Origin of the sequence: Microbacterium sp. ET2, assembly GCF_030347395.1 — a bacterium.
Lineage (GTDB): Bacteria > Actinomycetota > Actinomycetes > Actinomycetales > Microbacteriaceae > Microbacterium > Microbacterium albipurpureum.
The window spans coordinates 3,373,911-3,396,712 of the sequence record NZ_CP128170.1 but is presented as its reverse complement, the minus strand read 5'-3'; the positions used below and the strand labels follow the sequence as shown (position 1 = coordinate 3,396,712).

At 70.1% G+C, this 22,802-nt stretch carries 22 protein-coding genes and 2 pseudogenes; 12 read left to right on the top strand and 12 right to left on the bottom strand.

Annotation, left to right across the window (positions count from 1 at the left end; genetic code table 11):
- Positions 1-2: 2 nt before the first annotated feature.
- Genes QSU92_RS16445 through QSU92_RS16435 form a run of 3 tightly spaced genes read right to left on the bottom strand, consistent with a single transcriptional unit; the run spans position 3 to position 4,724 of the window.
- On the bottom strand, positions 3-1,169 hold the full coding sequence (locus QSU92_RS16445; RefSeq protein WP_289263544.1) for an acyl-CoA dehydrogenase family protein: 1,167 nt from the start codon (positions 1,167-1,169) through the stop codon (positions 3-5).
- Positions 1,150-3,123, bottom strand: a complete 1,974-nt coding sequence (locus QSU92_RS16440; RefSeq protein ID WP_422880394.1) for an acetyl/propionyl/methylcrotonyl-CoA carboxylase subunit alpha — start codon at positions 3,121-3,123, stop codon at positions 1,150-1,152. Before QSU92_RS16440 ends, QSU92_RS16445 begins: the two co-directional genes overlap by 20 nt.
- On the bottom strand, positions 3,120-4,724 hold the full coding sequence (locus QSU92_RS16435; protein WP_289263539.1) for a carboxyl transferase domain-containing protein: 1,605 nt from the start codon (positions 4,722-4,724) through the stop codon (positions 3,120-3,122). The genes QSU92_RS16440 and QSU92_RS16435 overlap by 4 nt, the downstream gene beginning before the upstream one ends.
- A 105-nt stretch (positions 4,725-4,829) precedes the next feature.
- Here QSU92_RS16435 and QSU92_RS16430 point away from each other — a divergent pair, with 105 nt between their 5' ends.
- Positions 4,830-5,423 (top strand): SACE_7040 family transcriptional regulator, encoded by a 594-nt coding sequence (locus tag QSU92_RS16430; protein WP_289263537.1) that lies wholly within the window; start codon positions 4,830-4,832, stop codon positions 5,421-5,423.
- Between the two features lie 19 nt (positions 5,424-5,442).
- Positions 5,443-7,188: an alkaline phosphatase family protein gene (locus QSU92_RS16425; protein WP_289263536.1), complete on the top strand. Its 1,746-nt coding sequence runs from the start codon at positions 5,443-5,445 to the stop codon at positions 7,186-7,188.
- 18 nt (positions 7,189-7,206) lie between these two features.
- Here the strand turns inward: QSU92_RS16425 and QSU92_RS16420 are convergent, their stop codons facing one another.
- From QSU92_RS16420 to pdhA, 3 genes are read right to left on the bottom strand one after another with little or no spacing between them, the layout of a single operon-like run.
- The gene (locus QSU92_RS16420) at positions 7,207-8,604 is read right to left on the bottom strand and encodes a dihydrolipoamide acetyltransferase family protein (protein WP_289263534.1); all 1,398 of its coding nucleotides are present in this window, start codon (positions 8,602-8,604) and stop codon (positions 7,207-7,209) included.
- Positions 8,601-9,611: an alpha-ketoacid dehydrogenase subunit beta gene (locus QSU92_RS16415; protein WP_289263532.1), complete on the bottom strand. Its 1,011-nt coding sequence runs from the start codon at positions 9,609-9,611 to the stop codon at positions 8,601-8,603. Before QSU92_RS16415 ends, QSU92_RS16420 begins: the two co-directional genes overlap by 4 nt.
- 2 nt (positions 9,612-9,613) lie before the next feature.
- Positions 9,614-10,744 (bottom strand): pyruvate dehydrogenase (acetyl-transferring) E1 component subunit alpha, encoded by a 1,131-nt coding sequence (pdhA, locus tag QSU92_RS16410; RefSeq protein WP_289263530.1) that lies wholly within the window; start codon positions 10,742-10,744, stop codon positions 9,614-9,616.
- Positions 10,745-10,906: 162 nt separating this feature from the next.
- On the opposite strand from pdhA, the gene QSU92_RS16405 reads away from it, so the two are divergent.
- Positions 10,907-11,380 (top strand): Lrp/AsnC family transcriptional regulator, encoded by a 474-nt coding sequence (locus QSU92_RS16405; protein WP_289263528.1) that lies wholly within the window; start codon positions 10,907-10,909, stop codon positions 11,378-11,380.
- On the opposite strand, the gene QSU92_RS16400 is transcribed toward QSU92_RS16405, so the two are convergent.
- A complete protein-coding gene (locus QSU92_RS16400; protein ID WP_289263526.1) occupies positions 11,352-12,356 on the bottom strand; it encodes an EamA family transporter in 1,005 nt (334 codons plus the stop codon). The genes QSU92_RS16405 and QSU92_RS16400 overlap by 29 nt on opposite strands.
- 74 nt (positions 12,357-12,430) lie before the next feature.
- On the opposite strand from QSU92_RS16400, the gene QSU92_RS16395 reads away from it, so the two are divergent.
- Positions 12,431-12,994, top strand: a complete 564-nt coding sequence (locus QSU92_RS16395; protein ID WP_289263524.1) for a CGNR zinc finger domain-containing protein — start codon at positions 12,431-12,433, stop codon at positions 12,992-12,994.
- On the opposite strand, the gene QSU92_RS16390 is transcribed toward QSU92_RS16395, so the two are convergent.
- Complete coding sequence (locus tag QSU92_RS16390) at positions 12,954-13,853, bottom strand: alpha/beta fold hydrolase (protein ID WP_422880393.1); 900 nt, start codon at positions 13,851-13,853, stop codon at positions 12,954-12,956. The genes QSU92_RS16395 and QSU92_RS16390 overlap by 41 nt on opposite strands.
- A gap of 53 nt (positions 13,854-13,906) precedes the next feature.
- Here QSU92_RS16390 and QSU92_RS16385 point away from each other — a divergent pair, with 53 nt between their 5' ends.
- Positions 13,907-14,662 carry an exonuclease domain-containing protein gene (locus tag QSU92_RS16385; RefSeq protein WP_289263522.1) on the top strand — a complete coding sequence of 252 codons (756 nt, stop codon included), beginning with the start codon at positions 13,907-13,909 and terminating at the stop codon, positions 14,660-14,662.
- 45 nt (positions 14,663-14,707) lie between these two features.
- Here QSU92_RS16385 and QSU92_RS16380 read toward each other — a convergent pair whose 3' ends face one another.
- The 3 genes from QSU92_RS16380 to glgA all read right to left on the bottom strand — a co-directional run bounded on the left by QSU92_RS16380 (position 14,708) and on the right by glgA (position 17,098).
- Positions 14,708-14,959, bottom strand: a complete 252-nt coding sequence (locus tag QSU92_RS16380) for a type B 50S ribosomal protein L31 (RefSeq protein ID WP_124293105.1) — start codon at positions 14,957-14,959, stop codon at positions 14,708-14,710.
- Between the two features lie 117 nt (positions 14,960-15,076).
- Complete coding sequence (locus tag QSU92_RS16375) at positions 15,077-15,862, bottom strand: ABC transporter ATP-binding protein (RefSeq protein WP_289263520.1); 786 nt, start codon at positions 15,860-15,862, stop codon at positions 15,077-15,079.
- Positions 15,863-15,892: 30 nt separating this feature from the next.
- Positions 15,893-17,098 carry a glycogen synthase gene (glgA, locus tag QSU92_RS16370; RefSeq protein ID WP_289263517.1) on the bottom strand — a complete coding sequence of 402 codons (1,206 nt, stop codon included), beginning with the start codon at positions 17,096-17,098 and terminating at the stop codon, positions 15,893-15,895.
- 77 nt (positions 17,099-17,175) lie between these two features.
- On the opposite strand from glgA, the pseudogene QSU92_RS16365 reads away from it, so the two are divergent.
- The 3 genes and pseudogenes from QSU92_RS16365 to QSU92_RS16355 all read left to right on the top strand — a co-directional run bounded on the left by QSU92_RS16365 (position 17,176) and on the right by QSU92_RS16355 (position 19,843).
- Positions 17,176-18,419, top strand: a pseudogene (locus tag QSU92_RS16365) (glucose-1-phosphate adenylyltransferase).
- A complete protein-coding gene (serB, locus tag QSU92_RS16360) occupies positions 18,325-19,086 on the top strand; it encodes a phosphoserine phosphatase SerB (RefSeq protein ID WP_289263515.1) in 762 nt (253 codons plus the stop codon). Before QSU92_RS16365 ends, serB begins: the two are co-directional and overlap by 95 nt.
- Positions 19,087-19,120: 34 nt before the next feature.
- Complete coding sequence (locus QSU92_RS16355; RefSeq protein WP_289263513.1) at positions 19,121-19,843, top strand: alpha/beta fold hydrolase; 723 nt, start codon at positions 19,121-19,123, stop codon at positions 19,841-19,843.
- Positions 19,844-19,868: 25 nt separating this feature from the next.
- On the opposite strand, the pseudogene QSU92_RS16350 reads toward QSU92_RS16355, so the two are convergent.
- Positions 19,869-20,580, bottom strand: a pseudogene (locus QSU92_RS16350) (beta-ketoacyl-ACP reductase).
- 78 nt (positions 20,581-20,658) lie between these two features.
- On the opposite strand from QSU92_RS16350, the gene QSU92_RS16345 reads away from it, so the two are divergent.
- The 4 genes from QSU92_RS16345 to QSU92_RS16330 all read left to right on the top strand — a co-directional run bounded on the left by QSU92_RS16345 (position 20,659) and on the right by QSU92_RS16330 (position 22,784).
- The gene (locus tag QSU92_RS16345) at positions 20,659-21,183 is read left to right on the top strand and encodes a DUF4190 domain-containing protein (protein WP_289263510.1); all 525 of its coding nucleotides are present in this window, start codon (positions 20,659-20,661) and stop codon (positions 21,181-21,183) included.
- Positions 21,184-21,376: 193 nt separating this feature from the next.
- Positions 21,377-21,649, top strand: a complete 273-nt coding sequence (locus QSU92_RS16340; protein WP_289263508.1) for a DUF3099 domain-containing protein — start codon at positions 21,377-21,379, stop codon at positions 21,647-21,649.
- Entirely contained in the window at positions 21,646-21,864 is a 219-nt protein-coding gene (locus tag QSU92_RS16335) for a hypothetical protein (RefSeq protein ID WP_289263506.1), read from the top strand. Before QSU92_RS16340 ends, QSU92_RS16335 begins: the two co-directional genes overlap by 4 nt.
- On the top strand, positions 21,861-22,784 hold the full coding sequence (locus QSU92_RS16330; protein ID WP_289263504.1) for an SURF1 family cytochrome oxidase biogenesis protein: 924 nt from the start codon (positions 21,861-21,863) through the stop codon (positions 22,782-22,784). The genes QSU92_RS16335 and QSU92_RS16330 overlap by 4 nt, the downstream gene beginning before the upstream one ends.
- The last annotated feature ends 18 nt before the right edge of the window (positions 22,785-22,802 follow it).

The following is a 22,802-nucleotide window of genomic DNA, read 5'->3' as shown; positions in this document are numbered from 1 at the left end:
CGCTACCCGCCGAGCCCCAGCGCTCGCGAGATGACGAGCAGCTGCACCTCGGTCGTGCCCTCGCCGACCTCGAGGATCTTCGAGTCGCGATAGTGGCGCGCCACCGGGTACTCGTTCATGAACCCGTTGCCGCCGAAGATCTGGGTCGCGTCGCGGGCGTTGTCCATCGCGGCGTCGCTCGCCGTGATCTTCGCGATGGCGGCCGCGGTCTTGAAGGGCTTGCCGGCGTCCCGCAGGCGGGCTGCGTGCAGCCAGGCCAGGCGGGAGTTGTGCACCCGCGCCTGCATCCGGGCGAGCATGAATTGGATGCCCTGCCGGCTCGCCAGCGGCGCGGCGAAGACGGTGCGCGACCGGGCGTATTCCACCGCGGCCTCCAGGCACCCCTCGGCTGCGCCGGTCGAGAGCGCCGCGATGGCGATCCGCCCCTCGTCGAGGATGTGGAGGAAGTTCGCAAAACCCCGCCCCTCCTCGCCGAGGAGGTGCGAGGCGGGAACCCGCGCGTCGACGAAGGTGAGCGGGTGGGTGTCCGACGCGCGCCACCCCACCTTGTCGTACCCGGGCTCGACGGAGAATCCGGGAGTGCCGTTGGAAACGATGATCGTCGAAATCTGCTTGCGTCCGCCGGCCTCGCCGGTGACAGCGGTGACCGTGACGAAGCGGGTGATGTCCGTCCCGGAGTTGGTGATGAACTGCTTCGACCCGTTGATCACCCACTCCTCGCCGTCACGGCGGGCGGTGGTGCGGGTGGCTCCGGCATCCGAGCCCGCCTCGGGTTCGGTCAGGCCGAACCCGGCGAGCGCGCGCCCGGCGAGGAGGTCGGGGAGATACTCCGCGCGCTGCGCGTCGGTGCCGAAGCGGTGGATCGGCATCGCCCCGAGACTCACCCCCGCCTCCAGCGTGATGGCGATCGACTGATCGACGCGGGCGAGCGCCTCGATCGCCAGACACAGCGCGACGTAGTCCCCACCCTGCCCGCCGACGTCTTCGGGGAAAGGCAGTCCGAACAGCCCCATCTCCCCCATCTGCGCCACCACGTCCAGCGGCAGCGTATGGGTTCGATCGGCTTCGTAGGAGACCGGCGCGACGACCTCGTCGGCGAATTGGCGCACCAGCTGCGCGAGTTCGAGCTCGGTCTCCTCCAGTGCGTACTCACTGAGCGGAATGGTCATCCTGGTCCTCCTCGACCTCCGCGACGATCTGGTCGCGGTTCACCTGGTCGCCGATCGCGACGTGGATCCGGACCGCGCCGTCGTGGGGCGCGATCACGATGTGCTCCATCTTCATGGCTTCGATGCTGACGAGTCGGTCGCCCGCGGCGACCCTCGCGCCGTCCGCGACGTGCACGGCGACGACCGCCCCCGGCATGGGAGCGCGCACCTGCGGAGTCGAGACCGCGACCCGACGCGACTGCGCGGCCAGGCGACGCGTCATCGCCTCACGCCGGTCGATCGGAGTCAGCCGGTGCGTGGCCCCGTTCCGCCACGTCCACAACGCTCCGTCATCCGCGCGTGCGACGACGACCTCCGTCGCCGGAACCGCGTCGGTCGGCGACGCGGACATGACACCGATTCCGTCGACGGTGAAAGAGACGGTCGCGGGCACCGGGCCTCGCCCACCGCGCCATCCGCGCAGGCTCTGCCACACCCGCCCCGCCCCGGGCCGGAAATGCGTCTGCGCAGCGACATCACCCGCCGTCCGGATCACCGCCGCCGCGGCCGCGAGCTCGACGTCATCCGGGGCGGAGGGCTCCAGCGCCGGCATCCGGTCGATGATGCCGGTGTCGAGGTCACCCGCCCGCATGTCCTCGCGCGCGAGCAGGGTCCGAAGGAACGGCACGTTCGTCTCCACGCCGGCGATGACGGTCGCCGCCAGCCCCTCATCGAGAGACCGCAGCGCCGCCGACCGGTCGACGGCGTGGGCGATCACCTTGGCGATCATCGGGTCGTAATCGGCGGTCACGAGCGACCCGGTCTCGACCGCCGCGTCGGTGCGGATGCCGGGAGCGGGCCGCCACGCGAGGATCTCCCCCACCGACGGGACGAAGCCCCGCTCGGGGCTTTCGGCGTAGACGCGCGCCTCGATGGCGTGACCGCGCATCCGCACCTCATCCTGCGCCACGGAGAGCGGGAGGCCGGCGGCGATGCGCACCTGCTCGGCGACGAGATCCATCCCGGTGACCTCTTCGGTGACGGGGTGCTCGACCTGCAGGCGGGTGTTCATCTCGATGAAGAAGAACTCCTCGGGCCGAGACGCGGCGACGAGGAACTCCACCGTTCCCGCACCGCGGTAGCCGACGCTCGCCGCGGCGGCGCAGGCCGCCTGCCCGAGGCGCTCGCGCGTCGTCGGGTCGATGACCGGAGAGGGAGCTTCTTCGATGACCTTCTGGTGACGGCGCTGCAGGGTGCATTCACGCTCACCCAGGTGCACCACGTGGCCGTGATCGTCGGCGAGCACCTGAACCTCGATGTGCCGAGGGTTCTCCACGAGCCGCTCGAGGAGCAGCGTGTCGTCGCCGAATGCCGCACGCGCCACGCGCCTGGCGCTCTCCACCGCTGCGGAGAGGTCGCCGGCGGCGTGCACGATCTGCATGCCCTTGCCGCCACCGCCCGCGGACGGCTTCACCAGCAGCGGGAATCCGGTCGCGTCGGCGGAGCGGGCGATCTCGGCGTCGTCCATCCCAGCGGCTGAGAAGCCCGGAACGGTCGGAACGCCGAAGCCTGCGACGTGCTCCTTCGCCCGGATCTTGTCCCCCATGATCTCCAGGGCCCGCTCACCCGGGCCGATGAAGACGATGCGGGCCTGGGCGCACGCCCGTGCGAAGGCGACATTCTCGGAGAGGAAGCCGTAGCCCGGGTGGATCGCCTCCGCCCCCGACCGACGGGCGGCGTCGATGACGGCTGCGACGTCGAGATAGGACGCCGACGCGGCGGCCGGTCCGATCCGCACGGCGTCATCGGCTTCGCGAACGTGCGGTGCATCGGCATCGGCGTCGCTGAACACGGCGACGGCGCGGATTCCGAGGACGCGGAGGGTGCGGATGACGCGACGGGCGATCTCGCCGCGGTTGGCCACGAGGACGGTGCCGAAGATCGGAGCGGGGTGGTCGGTCGTCACGGCGATCACATCCTGAAGACGCCGAACTGCGGCGCGGGCAGCGGCGTGCGACTGATGACATCGAGGGCCAGACCCAGGATGTCGCGGGTGTCGGCGGGGTCGATGACGCCGTCGTCCCAGAGCCGCGCCGTGGCGTAGTAGGGGCTTCCCTGCTCGTCGTAGCGCGCGCGGATCGGCGCTTCGAACGCCTCCTGGTCGGCGGGGTTCCACTCCTCACCTCGCGCTTGGAGCTGATCCCGCTTCACCGTGCCGAGCACGGCGGCGGCCTGGGGCCCGCCCATGACCGAGATCCGGCTCGCCGGCCAGCTCCAGAGGAAACGGGGCGAGTAGGCGCGACCGCACATGGAGTAGTTCCCGGCGCCGAAGGATCCGCCGATGATGACCGTGAGCTTGGGCACGCGCGTGGTCGCCACAGCGGTGACCATCTTCGCTCCGTCCTTGGCGATGCCGCCGGCCTCGGCCTCGCGCCCCACCATGAAGCCGGTGATGTTCTGCAGGAACAGCAGCGGGGTCTCGCGCTGATCGCACAGCTCGATGAAGTGCGCGCCCTTCTGAGCCGACTCGGAGAACAGGACGCCGTTGTTGGCGACGATGCCGACCGGATGCCCGTGGATGCGCCCGAATCCGGTGACGAGGGTGTCGCCGTACTCGCGCTTGAACTCGTGGAAGTCGCTGCCATCGACCAGGCGCGCGATCACCTCGCGCACGTCGTAGGGCTGATTCACGTCCACCGGGACGACTCCGTAGAGCTCCGCGGGATCGACGGCCGGCGGGACTGCGGCATCGACCTGCCAGACGGGATCGGCCTCGGCGGGGAGCGTGGCGATGATGTCGCGGACGATCTCCAGGGCGTGCTCGTCGTCGTCGGCGAGGTGGTCGACGACACCCGACCGGCGGGCATGCAGCTCTCCGCCGCCGAGCTCTTCCGGCGTGACGATCTCGCCGATCGCGGCTTTGACCAGCGGCGGTCCGCCGAGGAAGATCGTGCCCTGCCCCCGGACGATGACGGTCTCGTCGCTCATCGCCGGCACGTAGGCCCCTCCGGCCGTGCACGACCCCAGCACGGCGGCGATCTGGGGGATCCCCGCGGCCGAGAGCCGGGCCTGGTTGAAGAAGATGCGTCCGAAGTGGTCGCGGTCGGGGAAGACCTCGTCCTGCATCGGCAGGAAGGCTCCACCCGAATCGACCAGATAGACGCACGGGAGGCGATTGTCCAGGGCGATCTCCTGGGCGCGAAGATGCTTCTTCACCGTGAGCGGGAAGTAGGTGCCGCCCTTCACTGTCGCGTCGTTGCAGACGATCATGACGTGTCGCCCATGCACCAGCCCGATTCCGGCGACGACTCCTGCCGCGGGAGCCTCACCGTCGTACAGTCCTTCGGCGGCCAGCGGGGCGATCTCGAGGAACGGGCTGTCCGGATCGAGGAGTCGGTCCACCCGGTCTCGGGGCAGGAGCTTCCCCCGGGCGACGTGGCGCTCCCGCGACGCAGGAGGCCCGCCGAGGGCGGCCTCGGCCAACCGGCGGCGAAGGTCGTCGGCGAGGTCCCGCTGCGCGGCGTCGGCACGGCGGAAGTCGTCGTCACGACGCACAGTGGTGGTGAGCCTGGCCATGTCATCTCCGTCGACGTCACGATCCGGTCACGCCCGTTGTCGCGGCGCGCCGGGGACGGTTAGTGTGCGTTAACCGAGCTCTCACGTTAGCGGGGATTAACTGAAATGGCAAGCACCACGGGTCGCGATCGAGCCAAGGCGGATCGACACTCCGCTCTCCTCGCCGAGGCGGCGCGCCTGTTCGCCGAGCGGGGGTTCACCGGCGTCAGCCTCGAAGACCTCGGGTCGGCGGTCGGCGTGAGCGGACCGGCGATCTACCGCCATTTCGCCAACAAGCAGGCGCTGCTCGCGGCGATCCTCATCGGCGTGAGCGAACGGCTGCGCGACGGCGGACGAGCGGTGATCGAGCGGACGGATGACCCCGACGCGCGCCTCGCGCAGCTGGTGGCCTTCCACGTCGACTTCGCCCTGACCGACGCGGACGTCATCCGCGTGCAGGACCGCGACCTGGCGAACCTCGGCGTCGAGGATCGTCGGGCCGTGCGCCGTCTGCAGCGCGAATACGTCGAGATGTGGGTCGGTGTCCTCGCCGCGGTCCACCCGGACCGCAGCGAGCAGGACCTCCGCGTGCGGGCCTACGCGTGCTTCGGCCTCATCAACTCCACGCCGCACAGCATCCGCACGGGTCTGGACGCACCCGACCAGGCGCTCGTCCGCGGAATCCTGACGGACATGGCAGGAGCCGCACTGGCCGTCTGAGCGGTATCCTCACAGCACGATGCGCGAGAACCTCGAAGAAGAGGCCGTCACCTCACGCCGTGACTTCCTCAAGGTCGGCGGCCTGGCGGCGGCAGGGTTCGCCGTGGGCGGGGCCGTCGGCGCCACCGGCGGCGCGGCGATCGGCCACGCCGTCGGTGTGCAGGAGGGAACGCAGGACCTCCCCGCGCTCGCCGCACGCTCCGAACCCGGCTTCGATCACATCGTGGTGTTCATGGGCGAGAACCGGTCGTTCGACAACATGCTCGGGTGGCTCTACACCCCCGACACCCTGCCCGAGCGGTCGCGGTTCGACGGGCTCGCATTCGGCGACTATGCGAACCGCTCGCCGCACGGCGACCGCGTCGCCGCGCACGTGTACTCCGGAGCGACAGATGTCGTGATGGGACTTCCCAACCCCGACCCGGGCGAGGAGTTCCCGCACGTCAACACCCAGCTCTTCGGCCGCGTCGACCCGCCGGGCAATGCCACGGCGCAGGTGGGACAGATGGCTTCCCCGTTCAATGCGCCCCCGCCGGGGACCCGACCGACGATGGAGGGCTTCGTCCAAGACTACTGGAACAACTTCACGCGACTGCGCCGCGGCACGGAGCCGACGCTCGAGGAGGCGTCGCAGATCATGGGCGGGTTCTCACCCGAGCAACTCCCGGTCCTGTCGACCCTCGCCCGGGAGTTCGCCGTGTTCGACGCCTGGTTCGCGGGTGTGCCGTCCCAGACGTACTGCAACCGGTCGTTCTTCCACGCCTCGACCTCCCACGGCTTCGTGACGAACAAGCACGGCGGCGGATACGACAAGTGGCTGAACGCGCCCCCGACACCGACGATCTTCAATCGACTCGAGGACGCCGGACTGTCCTGGAAGGTCTACTTCGATGAGATGCAGCTGGTCTCACTGACCGGCGTGCTTCACGCGCCGGTGCTGGAGCAGTTCTGGCGCACCGAGCATTTCGCCTTCATGCCGGAGTTCTACAGGGACGTCGAGAACGGCACTCTGCCCGCTTACGCGTTCATCGAACCGCGCCTGACATACAACCACAACGACTTCCACCCCCCATTCGGCGTCTACCGTTCCAGCGAGGTCGACGGCCGGATGGTCATCGACTCGGCCGTCTCCGACGTCCGCGCCGGCGAGAAGCTCGTGGCGAGCATCTACGACGCGATCCGGACGAGCGCCAGTGCCACCGGGTCGAACGCCCTGAACACCCTGCTCCTCATCACCTTCGACGAGCACGGCGGCACCTACGACCATGTCGCGCCGCCCAGGGCCGTGCCCCCGGTGGCGGACGCTGCGCCGGGAGAGATGGGTTTCGCCTTCGACAGGCTGGGAGGTCGCGTCCCCGCGATCGCGGTGTCGGCGTACACCCGGGCGGGCACCGTCATCAACGACGAGATGCACCACGGCTCGGTGATCGCGACCCTCGCCCGCCGCCATGGCCTCCAGCCGCTGAACCGCCGGGATGCAGGGGCGAACACGCTCTTCTCCGTTCTCAACCTCAGCAGGCCCCGTCATCCCGCCACCTGGCCGACGGTCCACCCCATGTACCACCCGCCGAACCCTCAGGCCGAGGAGCCGATCGACGTGACGTCGTCGCCGCACCGCGACAAACCGCTCAGTCCCCCCGGACGAGGGCTGCTCGGCCTCCTCCAGGCGCGGTACGGCGAGGGGTCCCAGGACGAACCGCAGACGTATGCGGAGGCCTACGACTATCTGCGACGACGCGGCAGGGGCCTGTTCACGCAGGCGTGACGGTTCCCGCAGCGACGCTCAGGTCAGCAGCATCGCCCGCCCGGGCTCCCGCAGCACCGCCCCGACGTCGGCGAGGAACCGCGACCCCTGTTCGCCGTCGACGAGACGGTGATCGAAGGACAGGGCGAGGGTGACCACCTCGCGGAGCGCGATCTGGCCGCGATGCTCCCACGGCTGGCGACGTACCGCGCCGATGGCGAGGATGCCGGCTTCGCCGGGATTGAGGATCGGTGTTCCCGCATCCACGCCGAAGACGCCCACGTTGGTGATGGAGAAGGTCCCCCCGCGCATCGCTTCGGGCGAGGTCTTGCCGGCACGGGCCGTGGTCGCAAGGTCGCGGATCGCGTCGGCGAGAACGGGCAGGGTCATCCGGTCGGCATGGCGGATGTTCGGCACGACGAGGCCGCGCTCGGTCGCGGCCGCGATCCCGAGGTGCACACCGTGATGCTGCACGATCTCACCGCGCTCGCCGTCCCACCTCGAGTTCAGAGTCGGGTGGTGACGCAGCGCCAGGCAGACGGCCTTGGCCGCCACGGCGAGGACGCCGATGCGGTGGTCGGCGAGCGAGCGGTCCTCGCGCAGGGATGCCACGAGCTCGGTCGTCTCGGTGACATCGACGGTGAGGAAGACGGTGACGTGCGGCGCAGTGAAGGCGCTCGTCACCATCGCCTCCGCGGTGTGCTTGCGAACGCCCCGGATCGGGATCCGGGTCTCCCCCGTATCCGCCGTGTCCTGCGCGCGGACGTCGCTCGCCGGCTGGGCGGCGCGGGTCGTCGTCTCTGCATAGCCGCGGACGTCGTCGCGGGTGATGAGACCGCCCGGGCCGGTCCCCGTCACCAGCGCGATGTCGACATCGAGGTCTTTGGCGAGCTTGCGGACCGGCGGGGTCGACCTCGGCCGTTCCTGCAGGGACTCCACGTCCTCCACGAGACGGATGTCGTCGTGCGGCGCGACGGCGAGGACCGCGGTGTCCGTCGCCGCCGACGGGAATGTCGACGCCGCGATCCGCGGCCGACGCCGCGGACGGTTCCCGCTGCGCGGCCCGGCGCCGTAGCCGACGAGGTTCGGCCCGGCGGCGTCGTCGGCCGGTGCGTCGGCGGCGATGACCTCACCCGCCGCGGGTTTGTCGCGTGTCGCCGAGGACGCGTCCGGCGGTGCGGGGCTTCCGGAAGCCTCCGCGCCCACCTCGAAGGAGATCAGCGGTGAACCGACCTCCACCACGTCGCCCGCCGCAGCGTGCAGCACCTGCACGACCCCGGCATGCGGCGAGGGCAGCTCCACGACGGCCTTCGCCGTCTCGACCTCGGCGATGGTCTGGTTCAGGGCGACACGGTCGCCCTCGGCGACGAGCCACTGCACGAGCTCGGCCTCGGGCAGTCCCTCACCGAGATCGGGGAGGCGGAACTCCTGGATCACAGCTCCACCCCCGTCAGGCTGTTCGGGCGCTCGAGCACGCGGTCGACGGCGTCGAGGACGCGGTCGAGGTCGGGAACATGGTGCTTCTCGAGCTTCGCGGGCGGGTAGGGGATGTCGTGTCCCGTCACCCGGACGGGAGGCGACTCCAGATAGTGGAAGCACCGCTCGGTGACACTGGCGACCAGCTCGGCGCCCACCCCGGCCTCGCGCGCGGCCTCATGGGTGACCACGACGCGTCCTGTCTTGCGCACCGACGCGCCGATCGTCCGGTAGTCCACCGGTGAGAGCGAACGCAGGTCGATCACCTCGAGCGAGATCCCGTCCTCCTCGGCGGCCAGGGCGGCGTCCAACGCCGTGGCTACCTGGGCACCGTAGGTCAGCACGGTGACGTCGGTGCCCTCGCGGGCGACACGGGCGAGGCCCATCGGCGGGGCATCGGCGGGGTCGACGTCGAGGTGGACCTCGGCCCTGGTGTGGTAGAGCCGCTTGGGCTCGAAGTAGACCACCGGGTCATCCGAGGCGATCGCCTGGCGGAGCATGACGTAGGCGTCCTGCGGGTTGGACACCGCCACCACGCGCAGGCCCGACGTGTGGACGAAATACGCCTCCGGTGATTCCGAGTGATGCTCCGCCGCGCCGACGCCCCCCGCCCACGGGATGCGGATCGTCAGCGGCATCCGGACATTGCCGCGGGTGCGGTAGTGGAGCTTGGCGACCTGACAGACGATCTGGTCGAAGGCCGGATAAACGAAGCCGTCGAACTGGATCTCCACCACCGGCCGGAAGCCCCGGAGGGCGAGGCCGACAGCGGTGCCGACGATGCCCGACTCGGCCAGCGGGGTGTCGATGACGCGCTGCGCACCGAACTCCTCCTGGAGGCGGTCGGTGACGCGGAAGACGCCGCCCAGCTTGCCGATGTCCTCCCCCAGCACCAGCACCTTGGGGTCATCCGCCATCGCACGGCGCAGACCCTCGTTGATCGCCTTCGCCATCGTCAACTGCACCATGGTCAGCCCTCCTCCGCCACCGCGGCGAACCCGTCGAGGTACGCGGCGTACGCGGCACGCTGTGCGTCGATGCCGGAGTGGGGCTCGGCGTAGACGGCATCGAAGATCGACAGCGGGGGACGCGTCACCGCCCCCATCGCGGCCTGGCGGACCTCGTCGGCGAGCGCGTCGGCGTCCGCGGCGACCTCGGCGACGAGGTCGTCGTCGAACGCACCCTCGGTGCGCAGCAGGGCTTCCACCCGGTCGATCGGGTCGCGGCGACGCCAGATCTCGACCTCCTCCTTGTCGCGGTAGCGGGTGGGGTCGTCCGAGGTGGTGTGCGGACCCATGCGATAGGTGACGGCCTCGATGAAGGCCGGGCCCCGGCCCTTCCGGGCGTGGTCGATCGCCCATCGCATCGCAGCCAGGCACGCCAGCACGTCGTTGCCGTCCACGCGCATGCTGGGGATCCCAAACCCGGGCGCCCGCCCCGCGATCGGGAAGCGGGCCTGGACGCTCACCGGCTCGGAGATGGCCCACTGGTTGTTCGTGCAGACGAAGACCACCGGCGCACCGAACGAGGAGGCGAACACCATCGCCTCGTTGACGTCGCCCTGGCTGGTCGCGCCATCTCCGAAGTAGGCCGCGGCCACCTGGTCGCCGCCGTCGCGCTGCACGCCCATCGCGTAGCCGACGGCGTGGAGCGACTGGGCCCCGATGATGATCTGCTGGGTCGCCGTGTGCAGCTCATGGGGGTCGTAGGTGGAGTGGCCCTCGCCGCGCCATGCGAGGACGTAGTCTGACGGTTTGCCGCCCCGCGCGTAGACGACGCCGGTCTCGCGGTAGCTCGGGAAGGCGAAGTCGTCGGCACGCAGCGCACGGGCCGTGCCGATCTGCGTCGCCTCCTGCCCCTGGCACGGCGGCCACAGACCCACCTGCCCCTGCCGCTGGAGAGCTACGCCCTCCGCATCGATGCGGCGCAGCAGCACCATGTCGCGGTAGAGCCGCTGGATGGCGGTGGTGTCGACATCCTCGATCCACTGCTGCAGATCCGCGTCGCTCACGCGTTCGCCGGCGGGGGTCAGCAGACGAGCGACGTCGTCCACATCGGTGGCCGGATCGGCCATGGGGTTCAGGGTGCGCACCGTTGTCATCCCTCCTCGAGGCGATGCTCTCGTGAAGCGTCGCGCGTGAGTCGCCGGCAGCGTCGCCGACAAGCCTGAGGCTACTCGTTCTGTCACCTAGCTCAAGCATGTTCGTGATTGTTGAGCAACATGCGCAGACGGGGCGAGATCAGCCTGCTAATCTTTCGCAGTATGAGCACTCTCGATCACGTCGATCTCGAGCTCCTCGCGGCCCTCTCGGACGATCCGCGCGCCACGGTCGTCGCGCTGGCGGAGCGATTGGGCCTGTCGCGCAACACGGTCCAGGCGCGGATGTCGCGGCTCGAGCGGACGGGCGTGTTCCTCTCGTACGAACGCGCGATCTCCCCGGAGGCCCTCGGCTTTCCGATCGAGGCGTTCCTCAGCGTTACGGTGCGTCAGGCCGACCTGCCCCGCATCACCGCCGAGCTCGGACGCGTGCCCGAGATCGTGCAGGTCCATGGCCTGAGCGGCCAGGTCGACCTGCTGGTGCGTGTGGCGTGTCGCGACACCCAGCACCTCTTCGACACCGACGCCCGGATCCTCGCCATCGAGGGCGTCGAGCGCACCGAGACCTCCCTGGTCATGGGAGAGGTCATCGGCTATCGCGTTCGACCCCTCATGGAGCTGGCACGACGGGACTCGTAGCCCTCTGTCCGCGCGCATCGGCCGACGATGCCGCGTCGAGTCGGACGAGGATCACCCCCGCAAGGATGAGCGCTCCGCCGGCGAACTGGACGGCGGCCGGGATCTCCGAGAGGAAGATCCAGGCGAAGGCCAGGGCGAACAGCACCTCGGACAGGCCGACGAAGGAACCGACGCGAGACCCGATCCGTGGAACGGCCATCACGCCGAGCCCGTAACCGATCGTGGTCGCCACTGCGGCGACCCACAGCAGGGGCAGCCACCACGCCACCTCCGCCCCCGCAAGCGTGACCGTCACCGCGACCGCATGAAACGGCAGCACGCCGGTGGCGCACAGCCCCGCCATCACCAGACCGCCGAAGAGGAGGCCGGCTGCGGCCAGCGCGAGGGGCGGCAGGTCGTCTCCGGCGCGCTCGGCGATGACGAAGTACGCGCACACACACACGGCCGCGCCGAGCGCGAACAGCACGCCGATCGGGTCGAATGCGGCGCCCGAGACGTCCACCACGAGCACCAGACCCACGACCGCGACCACCGACCCGGCGAGGACGAGGTACGACGGCCGCCGGCGGGTGCGGATCCAGACCGCGACGACGAGCAGAACCGGCGCGAGGTATTGGATGAGCAGCGCCACGGCCACCGGCATCCGCTGCATCGCCGAGAAGAACAGCAGCTGACATCCGAGTACCGGCATGAGACCGAAGGCGACGATGAGGGGCCAGTGCCGTCGGACGAACCGCCGCTGGCGACGGATCGCGATCACAAGCGCCGGCGAGAGCACGAGGGCTGCGACACCCATCCGCACCAGGAGCGCGGCTCCGAGAGACCACCCGGCCTCGAGCAGCGGCTTCATGAGGGGGCCGCTCGAGGAGAACGCCAGCGCCGACGCCAGAGCCATCACCAGACCCGTCGTGGCCGTTCGCGACGCGGCGGCGGGGACGCCGAGGGAGAGCACGGGCAGCGGCGCGGTCGCGGTCATCGGATCATCCGTCTGTCAGGAGTCAAGCATGCGTAAACTGGTGACACTAGTGCCGGTGAATGTCAGGAGTCAACGTGGTTTTCATCCATGACACCGAGAGCAATCTGCGCGCCGCCGCGTACCTCGTCAACACCCTGCCCGGTGTGGGCGGCGCCGACGCCGCGGACACCCTCACGAGCCGTGAGCAGTTCGACGAGTATCTTCGGATCAACCCCTACACCGGCGTGATCCGTCGCGATGACGCCGAGCTCTCGGCGTTGCGCGCGGTGCGCCGGCCACTGCAGGGCCTCTGGGACGTCGACCGGGATGGGGCGGTGCCCCTCGTCAACGAGATGCTGCGACGCGGACACGCTCTCCCCCGCCTGATGAAGCACGACGGGATGGACTGGCATATCCATGCCACGTCGGACGATGCCCCCCTGGCGACGCGGGTGCTGGTCGAAGCCGCGATGGCCTTCGTGGACGTCATCCGCGCCGACGAGTACGACCGCGTGCGACGGTGCGCCGCAGATGACTGCGACGGCGTCTACGTCGACTTCTCCAAGAACAAGTCCAAGCTCTACTGCGACACCGGCAACTGCGGGAACCGGATGAACGTCATCGCGTACCGGCAGCGGAAGGCGCGAGAAAGCGAGTGATGGCCGCGGCCGCGGGCCCCGGCGTTTCGTAATGGATCAGGTGCCCCACCTCGGGGATCTCGACCAGCTCGGCCTGAGGGAAGAGCGTCGTGAGCCGCCGCTGCGCGCCCAGAGGGGTGATGTCGTCGCGCTCGGCGACGATGAGGAGCGTCGGCTGGGCGATCTCGGGCGCGAAGACCCGCACATCGTTGCGGACGGACGTTTCGAACGCCTCGCGGAGCACGTCGCGGTCGGCGAAGCGCGAGAAGTACCGATCATGCTGGTCGTGGATGTAGCGGCGCAGATCGCGCCGGCGCGTCTTGGCCATCGCCACGCTCATCCCGCGGACGATCGCGCGCTGCCGCAGCACCCACTCCCCTGCCCGCCGCGGCAGGCGGGCACCCATCCGGTAATAGAAGACCGCGAGACGCGTGAGGACGCCGCGGGGACCCTCCAGCGCCGGCGCGCCGATGGGGTTGATGAGGATGAGCCGGGGTGTCGGCAGGCCCCCCGCCACCGCCGCCGCCGCCACGATCGAGCCGAACGAGTGCCCCAGGATCACCGCCTCCGGGGCGAGCGCCGCGTGCACCTTCGTGAGCCAGGCACGGTAGGCGTCGATGTCGTGACGGCGCCCGGGAAGCGGGGTCGAGTCGCCGAAACCGGGGAGGTCCGGCACGATCACGCGCACGTCGGGAAGGAGCCCGATGATCGCGGTCAGACCGTGGTGGTCACCGCGGAATCCGTGCACCGCGAGCACCGTGGCCTCGGCGTCCGCGGGCCCGTACGTCCAGTAGGCGGTCTGACCACCGAGGATCTCCACCCGGTCTCCCTCGGGCGTCAGGGCGCGCGGGGCGGGGACCTCGGGGTGCGGAATCGACACGTTCGAGTCTAACCGGCGGTCCATGTCGGGACCGGCGCGTACGGTGCGGAGCCATGACCATCCCTCGCCCCGCCCCCGAACCCGCTGGATCGACTCCGGCCCCCCTCCGCGACGATCCCCCGCCGTGGCTGCGCGTCGTGGGCGTGTTCGACCTCGAGACGACGGGGATCGACGTGCGCTCCGACAGGGTGGTCACCGCTCACGTCGGCTTGCTGGATGCCACGGGGGCGGCGGTGTGCGGCCGATCCTGGCGGGCTGACCCAGGCGTGGAGATCCCCGCGGCGGCAACGGCCGTGCACGGGATCTCGACGGCCCAGGCGCGTGCCACGGGCCGGCCCGCGGCGGAGGTCGTCGCCGAGGTCGTCGGGTGTCTCCGCGGCATCCTCGACGCGGGCATCCCGGTGGTGGCCTACAACGCCGCCTACGACTTCACGTTGCTGCGTCACGAAGCTCTGCGTCACGACGTCGTGCCGCTGGAGCACCCGCATCCGGTCTTCGATCCACTCGTCATCGACCGGCACTACGACCGCTACCGGCGGGGGAAGCGAACGCTCACGAGGGTTGCCGAGCACTACGCCGTCCGGCTCGACGAGGCGCATGAAGCGGCTGCGGACGCGCGGGCGGCAGGACGCGTGGCGCAGGCGCTCGCCCGTCGCTATCGGGGCCTGCTCCCGTCGACCGCTCGGGGGATCCACGTCGAGCAGATCGCCTGGGCACGCGATCAGGCTGCCAGCCTCACCGAGTACTTCGTGAGGATCGGTCGCATCGATCCGGGCGAGCCGGTCGAAGGCACGTGGCCGGTGCGGTGACGCGCAGAAGCCCCCGACCGTGGTCGGGGGCTTCTGCGCGGTGGCTCAGCGGCCGCCGAAGTTCTTGAAGCGCTGGTTGAACTTCTCGACGCGGCCGGCCGAGTCGAGGATGCGCTGCTTGCCCGTGTAGAACGGGTGCGAGGCCGACGAGATCTCGACGTCGATGACGGGGTACTCGACACCATCGAGCTCGATCGTCTTGTCGCTGGTGACGGTCGAACGGGTGAGGAAGGTCTCGCCCGAGCCGAGGTCGCGGAACACGACCGCGCGGTAGTCGGGGTGGATGTCAGTCTTCATGGGAATCCTTGCGGGAGCGACGGAAAGTCTGTTGTGCGAGAGCACCAGCGGACGAGTCTACCAGGCGCCGGCCCGGACCGCCGAACCGGGCTCCGCCGGACACGGCCCGCGAGGCCGTCACCCCGCAGCGCGAGCGGTGAAGCGCCCGTCCTCTTCGCGGAGGGTGATCGGTACTCCGAAGGTCTCCGTCAGCGACTCCCCGGTCAGCGCCTCGGCGAGCGGCCCGGCGGCCACGGCGCGCCCCTCCCGGAGGAGGAGCACATGGGTGAAGCCGACGGGGATCTCCTCCACGTGATGCGTGACCATCACCATCGCCGGCGTGGTCGGTGCCTGTGCGTAACCGCCCAGCAACGTCAGCAGCTCCTCCCGCGCACCCAGATCCAAGCTGGCGGTCGGCTCGTCCAGGAGCAGCAGCTCGGGGTCGGTCATGATGGAGCGCGCGATCTGCACACGCTTCTGCTCGCCGTCCGACAGCGTGCCGAACGTGCGATCGGCCAGCTCATCCAGACGCCACTCGGCAAGGACCCGCAGCGCTCGGCGCTCGTCGATGTCCTCGTAGTCCTCGCGCCAGCGTCCGACCACCGAGAACGCCGCGGTCAGGACGACGTCGAGGACGGTCTCCTCGGCGGGAATCCGCCGCGCCATGGCGCTCGATGCGAAGCCGATGCGCGGACGCAGCTCGAAGACATCCGTCCGACCCAGGCGCTCACCGAGGATCGTGACCGCGCCGGAGGTCGGATGGATCAGGGTGTCCGCGAGCTGCAGGATCGTTGTCTTCCCCGCGCCGTTCGGGCCGAGCACCACCCACCGCTGATCATCGCTGACCTCCCAGTCGAGGTGATCGACGATGTCACGGGCGTTCCTGCGGACGACGACGTCGGAGAACTCCAGCACCTGCGGCATGACCCCAGCCTATCGGCCGGGCACCGACGGTCACGGCGCCGCGGCGACCTCGCGGTACAGAGCCGCCGTCTGGGCGGCGATGCTCTGCCAGCTGAAGTCGGAGATCGCCCGATGGCGCCCCGCTTCCCCCCACGCACGGGCGCGAGTGGGGTCGCTGACGGCCTCGGTGAGGGCGGCGGCGAGGTCGTCGACGAATCGGTCGGGGTCCAGGGGCGTCCCCGTGCCGTCATCCATCTGCTCGATGGGGACGAGCCGGCCGGTGACCCCGTCGACGACGACCTCGGGGATGCCGCCGGTGGCGGTGCCGACGACCGCGGCGCCGCACGCCATCGCCTCGAGGTTGACGATCCCGAGGGGCTCGTACACCGAGGGGCAGACGAAGGCGGTCGCGGCGGTGAGCACCGTGCACAGCTCGTGGCGCGAGAGGAGGCGGTCCAGCCACACCACGCCATCGCGCGTCTGCTGGAGGCCTCGGACGAGCTCCTTCACCTCGGCCATGATCTGCGGGGTGTCCGGAGCTCCGGCGCACAGCACGAGCTGCACCTCCGGCGGCAGCTGGGCGGCAGCGCGCAGAAGATACGGCAGGCCCTTCTGACGGGTGATGCGGCCGACGAAGACGACCGAGGGCCGCGCCGGGTCGACGCCCAGCCGGGCCAGGAGCGGATCGTCGGTGACCGGGTGCCAGGAGTCGGTGTCGATTCCGTTGTAGATCACCCGCACCTTTCCCGGGTCGACGGCGGGGTAGCTGCGCAGGATGTCCGCGCGCATCCCCTCGCTCACCGCCACGATCGCCGCGGCGTGCTCGTAGGCCACCCTCTCCACCCAGCTCGACACCGCGTATCCCCCGCCCAGCTGTTCGGCCTTCCACGGTCGAAGCGGCTCGAGGCTGTGAGCGGTGAGCACGTGCGGGATGCCGTGCAGGAGCGAGGAGAGGTGGCCGGCGAAGTTGGCGTACCAGGTGTGACTGTGCACGACGTCGGCACCGGCGACATCCGTCACGATCTCGAGGTCGGTGCCGAGGGTCTGCACGGCGGCGTTGGCGGCGGTGAGCTCCGCGGGCACGCGATACGAGGTCGTGTCCGGCTCTTCGCGCTCCGCCCCGAACGCGCGCACGCGCACATCCACCGGGGATCCGGAGCCTCCGTCTCGCAGCGCCCGGACCAGTTCGGTCACGTGCACCCCGGCGCCTCCGTAGATCTCCGGCGGGTATTCCTTGGTGATCATGTCGACGCGCATGGCTCGAAACCTAGTACACGCGGGCATCTCTGGACAGTCGCTGGGTTCCAGCGCGAAACCGGGCCTAGGGTGGTGCCATGCCTGCAGCGCCGAAGGTCTTCGGAATCATCCTCGCCGGCGGCGAGGGGAAGCGACTCATGCCCCTGACCGCCGACCGCGCCAAGCCCGCCGTGCCGTTCGGCGGTCAGTACCGGCTCATCGACTTCGCGATATCGAACCTCATCAACTCCGGGCTCCGGCAGATCGTCGTCCTCACGCAGTACAAGTCCCATAGCCTCGACCGTCATGTCTCCCAGACCTGGCGCATGTCGGCCCTGCTGGACTCCTACGTCGCCTCCGTTCCCGCTCAGCAGCGGCTCGGCAAGCGATGGTTCTCGGGGTCGGCGGACGCGATCCTGCAGAGCCTGAACCTCATCAACGACGAGCAGCCCGACATCGTCATCGTGATCGGCGCCGACCACGTGTACCGCATGGACTTCCGACAGATGCTCGCCGCGCACATCGACTCGGGCGCCCGGGCGACGGTGGCAGGCATCCGCCAGCCGATCTCCCTGGCCGACCAGTTCGGAGTCATCGACGTCGATCCCGACGACCCGAGCCGCATCCGCGACTTCCTCGAGAAACCGCAGCAGCCCGAGGGCCTGGCCGACGCGCCCGATCAGGTGCTCGCGTCCATGGGCAACTACATCTTCGACGCCGACGCGCTGATCGAGGCGGTCGAGGCCGACGGCGAGATCCCGACCTCCAACCACGACATGGGCGGGGACATCGTCCCCTATTTCGTCGGTCGCGGCGAGGCGGGCGTCTACGACATGGTCCGCAACGACGTTCCCGGGTCGACCGATCGCGACCGGTCGTACTGGCGCGACGTCGGCACGATCGACTCGTTCTTCGAGGCCCACCAGGATCTCATCTCCACCCTGCCCATCTACAACCTCTACAACATGCAGTGGCCGATCCACTCGCAGGCCGTCAACTCGCCGCCGGCGAAGTTCGTCCGAGACTCGGTGGGCCGGATCGGCAACTCGATCGATTCGATCGTCTCGCTCGGTTCCGTCCTCTCCGGTACGCATCTGGAGCGGAGCGTCGTCGGGCCGTGGACACTCGCCGCGGGCGGCTCGACGATCACCGATGCCGTGCTGTTCGACCACGTTCAGGTGGGTGCCGGTGCGAGGATCCATCGCGCCATCCTCGACAAGAACGTCGTCATGGCAGACGGCGCCACGGTGGAGTCGACCGCGAACGCGACCTCGCCCGCGGGTTCACCGTCACCGACAGCGGGATCACCGTGGTCGGCAAGGGCGTCTTCGTCGATCGGTGACCCCTCGCCCCGCCGCTACGGTGGAGAGGTGAGCGAGCCCGCGCGATTCCTCGTCGTCCTCGACGCCGATTCGACCCTGATCCGCAACGAGGTGATCGAGCTCATCGCAGATGAGGCCGGCCGCGGAGCGGAGGTCGCCGCCGCCACGGAGGCGGCGATGCGCGGCGAGGTGGATTTCGCCACGAGCCTGCGTGCGCGGGTGGAGACGCTCGCCGGAGTCCCCGTGGCGGCCCTGCACCGCGTGCGCGCGCGGGTCGAGCCGACCCCGGGCGCGGCGGAGCTGATCGCCGCGGTGCACGAACGCGGCGGAGTCGTGGGCGTCGTCTCCGGCGGCTTCCACGAGATCCTCGACCACATCGCGCCGTCTCTCGGTGTCGATCTGTGGCGGGCCAACCGACTCGGCGTCTCACACGACGCACTGACGGGGCGGATCTCAGGTCCCATCATCGACGCCGCGGGGAAAGCAGACACCCTGACGGCGTGGGCCGGCGACCATGGGGTTCCCCGCGCGGGGACCCTCGCCATCGGCGACGGTGCGAACGACCTCACGATGATGTCGGTCGCCGGTCTCGGCCTGGCGTTCAATGCCAAGCCGCTCGTCCGGGAACGGGCCGACCTCGTGATCGGTCCGGTCGATCTCCGCGAGGTCATCCCCCTGCTTCCCTAGGGCGGTGTCGGACGGGGGGAGTACGGTGGCGGCCATGGACGTCCTCCTTGTTCCCGGACTCTGGCTGACCGCGTCGTCGTGGGATGAGGTGGTGCCCGGGCTCCGGGACACCGGGCTCGAACCCGTTCCCCTGACCATGCCGGGGGTCCGGCGTGGTGACACGCCCCCCGACCCTGCGATGGCCGAGATCGGCATCGGCGAGTGGATCGATGCCGTCGTCGCCGAGATCGACCGACGGGAGACCCCCGTCGCGCTGGTCGGGCACAGCGGAGGCGGCAATGTGATCTATGGCGCCGCCGATCTCCGGCCGACGAAGGTGGCGCACCTGGTGTTCCTCGACACCTTCCCGCCGCCCGATGGCGGCATGATCTCCGAGTTCCCCGTCGACGGCGACACCGTGCCCTTCCCGGGATGGGACTTCTTCGACGACGATGACGTCGACGACCTCGATCCCGATATGCGGGACCGAGCCATGAGACACATCGGCGTCGTGCCCCGGAACGTCCCCACCGACCCCGTCTCCCTCACCGACGACCGACGCCGTGAGATCCCGGCGACGATCCTCACCAACACCGTCCCGCCCGAGCAGATCGAGGCGATCCGTCAGGATCCACCCGCCTGGGCCGCGGGCCTCGCAGCGCACGGCCCCCTCCGCGCCGTCTCACTCCGTGCCCCCGGTGAGGCGGGCGGCCACTGGCCGCAGTTCTCCAAGCCCGATACCGTCGCCCGCGCGATCGCGGACGCGCTCGGACGGTGATCCGTCTCGGCGGCGACCCGACGGGTCAGTGCCCCATCCCGAGACCTCCGTCGACCGGGATGACCGCGCCGGAGATGTAGGCCGCATCGTCGGAGGCCAGCCACGCGACGACCCCCGCGACCTCGGCCGCGTCGCCGAAGCGCCCGGCGGGGATGTTCTTCCTGTACTCGGCCTGGGTGTCGGCGGGCAGCTCGGCTGTCATGTCCGTCTCGATGAACCCGGGGGCGACGACGTTCGCCGTGATCCCCCGCCCCCCGAGCCTCACGGGTGAGCGACCGCGCGAACCCCACGAGCCCGCTCTTGGAGGCGGCGTAGTTGACCTGCCCGGCGGAGCCGTACAGACCGACCACACTGGAGATGAGGATGATGCGCCCGAACCGTGCGCGGATCATCCCCTTCGACGCTCGCTTGACCACCCGGAACGCGCCCCCGAGGTTGGTCGCCACGACGCTGTCGAAGTCGTCTTCGCTCATCCGCATGAGGAGGGTGTCCCGGGTGATTCCCGCGTTCGCCACCACGATCGTCACCGGACCGAGTGCCTGCTCGACCTCTGCCATCGCCGCATCGAGGGAGGCGGCATCGGTGACATCGGCGCGAACCGTGAGAACGCCGTCGGGTCCCTCGCCCGACCGGGCGGTGACGGCCACCCGGTAGCCGTCGGACACGAAGCGCTCGGCGATGGCCCGCCCGATACCGCGGTTTCCGCCGGTGACCAGGACGACACGTTCGTTGCTCATCCCCTCAGCCTAGCCAGACCGGTTTGACACCCGGGACGACGGCCTGGAACGCTGGAGCAAGACGAGAAAGGGCGCACCGTGAGCACTCCCGACAACCCGCAGGGCACCGATCCGGCCACCCCTTCCGTTCCGCCGTATCCGGGGACGCCCGAGGGCTCGCCGGCCCCGGCGCAGCCGCCTGCCCCTGGGCAGTCAGCGGCCTACGGTCAGCAGCCGACGCCGGGTGCCTACCCCGGCCAGGCACCCTACGGATCGACCGCGCCCTACGGTTCGGCCGCGCCCTACGGTGCCTCCTCGCCGTACGGCGCCGCGCCCTACGGCGCGTACGCCGCACCCAAGACGAATGTCCTGGCGATCGTCTCCCTCATCTCGTCCATCGCTTCGTTCGTCGTCCTCCCCTTCATCGGATCCCTCGTCGGCGTGATCACGGGCCACATGGGCCTCTCCCAGATCAAGCGCACCGGCGAGCAGGGCCGCGGTCTCGCGCTCGCCGGCACCATCGTCGGGTACGTCGGCCTCGGATTCATCCTCCTGCTCGTGCTGTTCTTCCTCTCCTTCCTGCCGCTGATCATCGGCAGCGCCACCACCGGCACGCTCTCCTGAGCCCCCAGGTCGCGCGTCGCCGCCGCAGAGATCTCTTGCGATCGAGAAAGTGTTGATCCAGGCCGGAGCCGCCTCCCTCCACGCGGCGTACCCTGGTCCCATCGTGAACCGCTCGTCGAGGCCTCCGTCCGCCACGTCGCTGCCCCGTGCACCTCGTGACGATTCCGGCGCGCGATCAGCGCGCTATCTGGCGATGATGGGCGTGCGCGTCCTGTGTTTCGTGCTGATGGTGCTCATCACCCCGTACGGCTGGTACACGTGGGTGTTCGCCCTCGGCGCGGTCTTCCTCCCCTACGTGGCCGTGGTGTTCGCCAACGTCGGCGCGACCGACCGCGTGGCACGCTCGGAGAACCCGGAGCGCGAGATCGCGGCCCCGGTCGACGCGGAACCCGCACCCGCCCCACCCGAGCGGGTCCTGCGCATCCAGGAGTCCGCCCCGCCGCCACGGCGCGGAGAGGGCGAGTGAGCGGCGACGGATCACCGGCTCAGTGCTCACGCGCGGGATGCCGCGCCCCGGCGTCCTGGTTGATCCGCTGGCGCAATCCCCGCATCCACAGCGCTGATCGATGGAAGTCGTGGGTGGCCTGCGACGAGCATCGAGACTATCTGCGCGAGTTCCTCGCCGCCCGCTCCTTCCCCCTCGACGTCTCCCGCCTCGACCGTGCGGTCAGCGAACCGTGACGGCGACGCGATCCTCCCCACTCGTCCGATGGACCGGGTACGCGCTCGTGGCCGTGCTCTTCGCGATCGCGTGCGCCTTCCTGTCCCACTGGCAGTTCTCGCGCAACGCCGAGCGCGCCACCGAGCTCCGGGTCGTGGAACAGAACTACGACGCCACCGCGGTGCCGCTCGAGGACATCGTCCCGGCCGGATCGGCCCTCGACCCCGACGACGAGTGGCGCCCGGTCGAGCTCATCGGGCAGTACCTCAGCGATGAGCAGCTCCTTGTGCGCAATCGACCCCACGGCGGCACGGCCGCTTTCGAGGTCCTCGTGCCCTTCCGATTGGAGGACGGCAAAGTCGTCCTGATCAATCGCGGCTGGGTTCCCCCGGGCGACGATCAGGCCGTGCCCGACGCGGTCCCTGCCCCCCCGGAGGGGACGGTGACGGTCGAGGCTCGCCTTCGTCCCGAGGAGGCGGCGCCACGGTCGGGTCGGTCGGCGCCGGAGGGTCAGGTGCCGACCATCAACATCGGGCTCGTCGCGGAGCGCCTCCCCGCCGACACGGCGAGTGCCCTCCAGCCGTCCCTCTTCGCTCTGATGTCGAGCGAAGATCCGGCGGCCTCCCCTGCGCCGTCGGCTCTCGAGGTCCCCTCCGAAGACCCCGGCCCCCACCTGTCCTACGCGATCCAGTGGATCCTCTTCGCCATCATGGGGTTCATCTTCATCGGATACATCATCCGCACCGAGCTTCGTCATCGGCGGGAAGACCGGGAGGATGACGGCACCGAGGCGCCCTCAGCCCAGGCCGACGCACCGTCCCCCGCGATCACCGGAAGAAGCGACCCTGCCCGACCGTCCCGAGGACGTCGTCGCAGCGATCCCGACGCGAGCGAAGAGGACGCCCTGCTCGACGCTGCGGGCTCCGATCGTCGGACCTGAGGCTCGGAGCGGACGAGG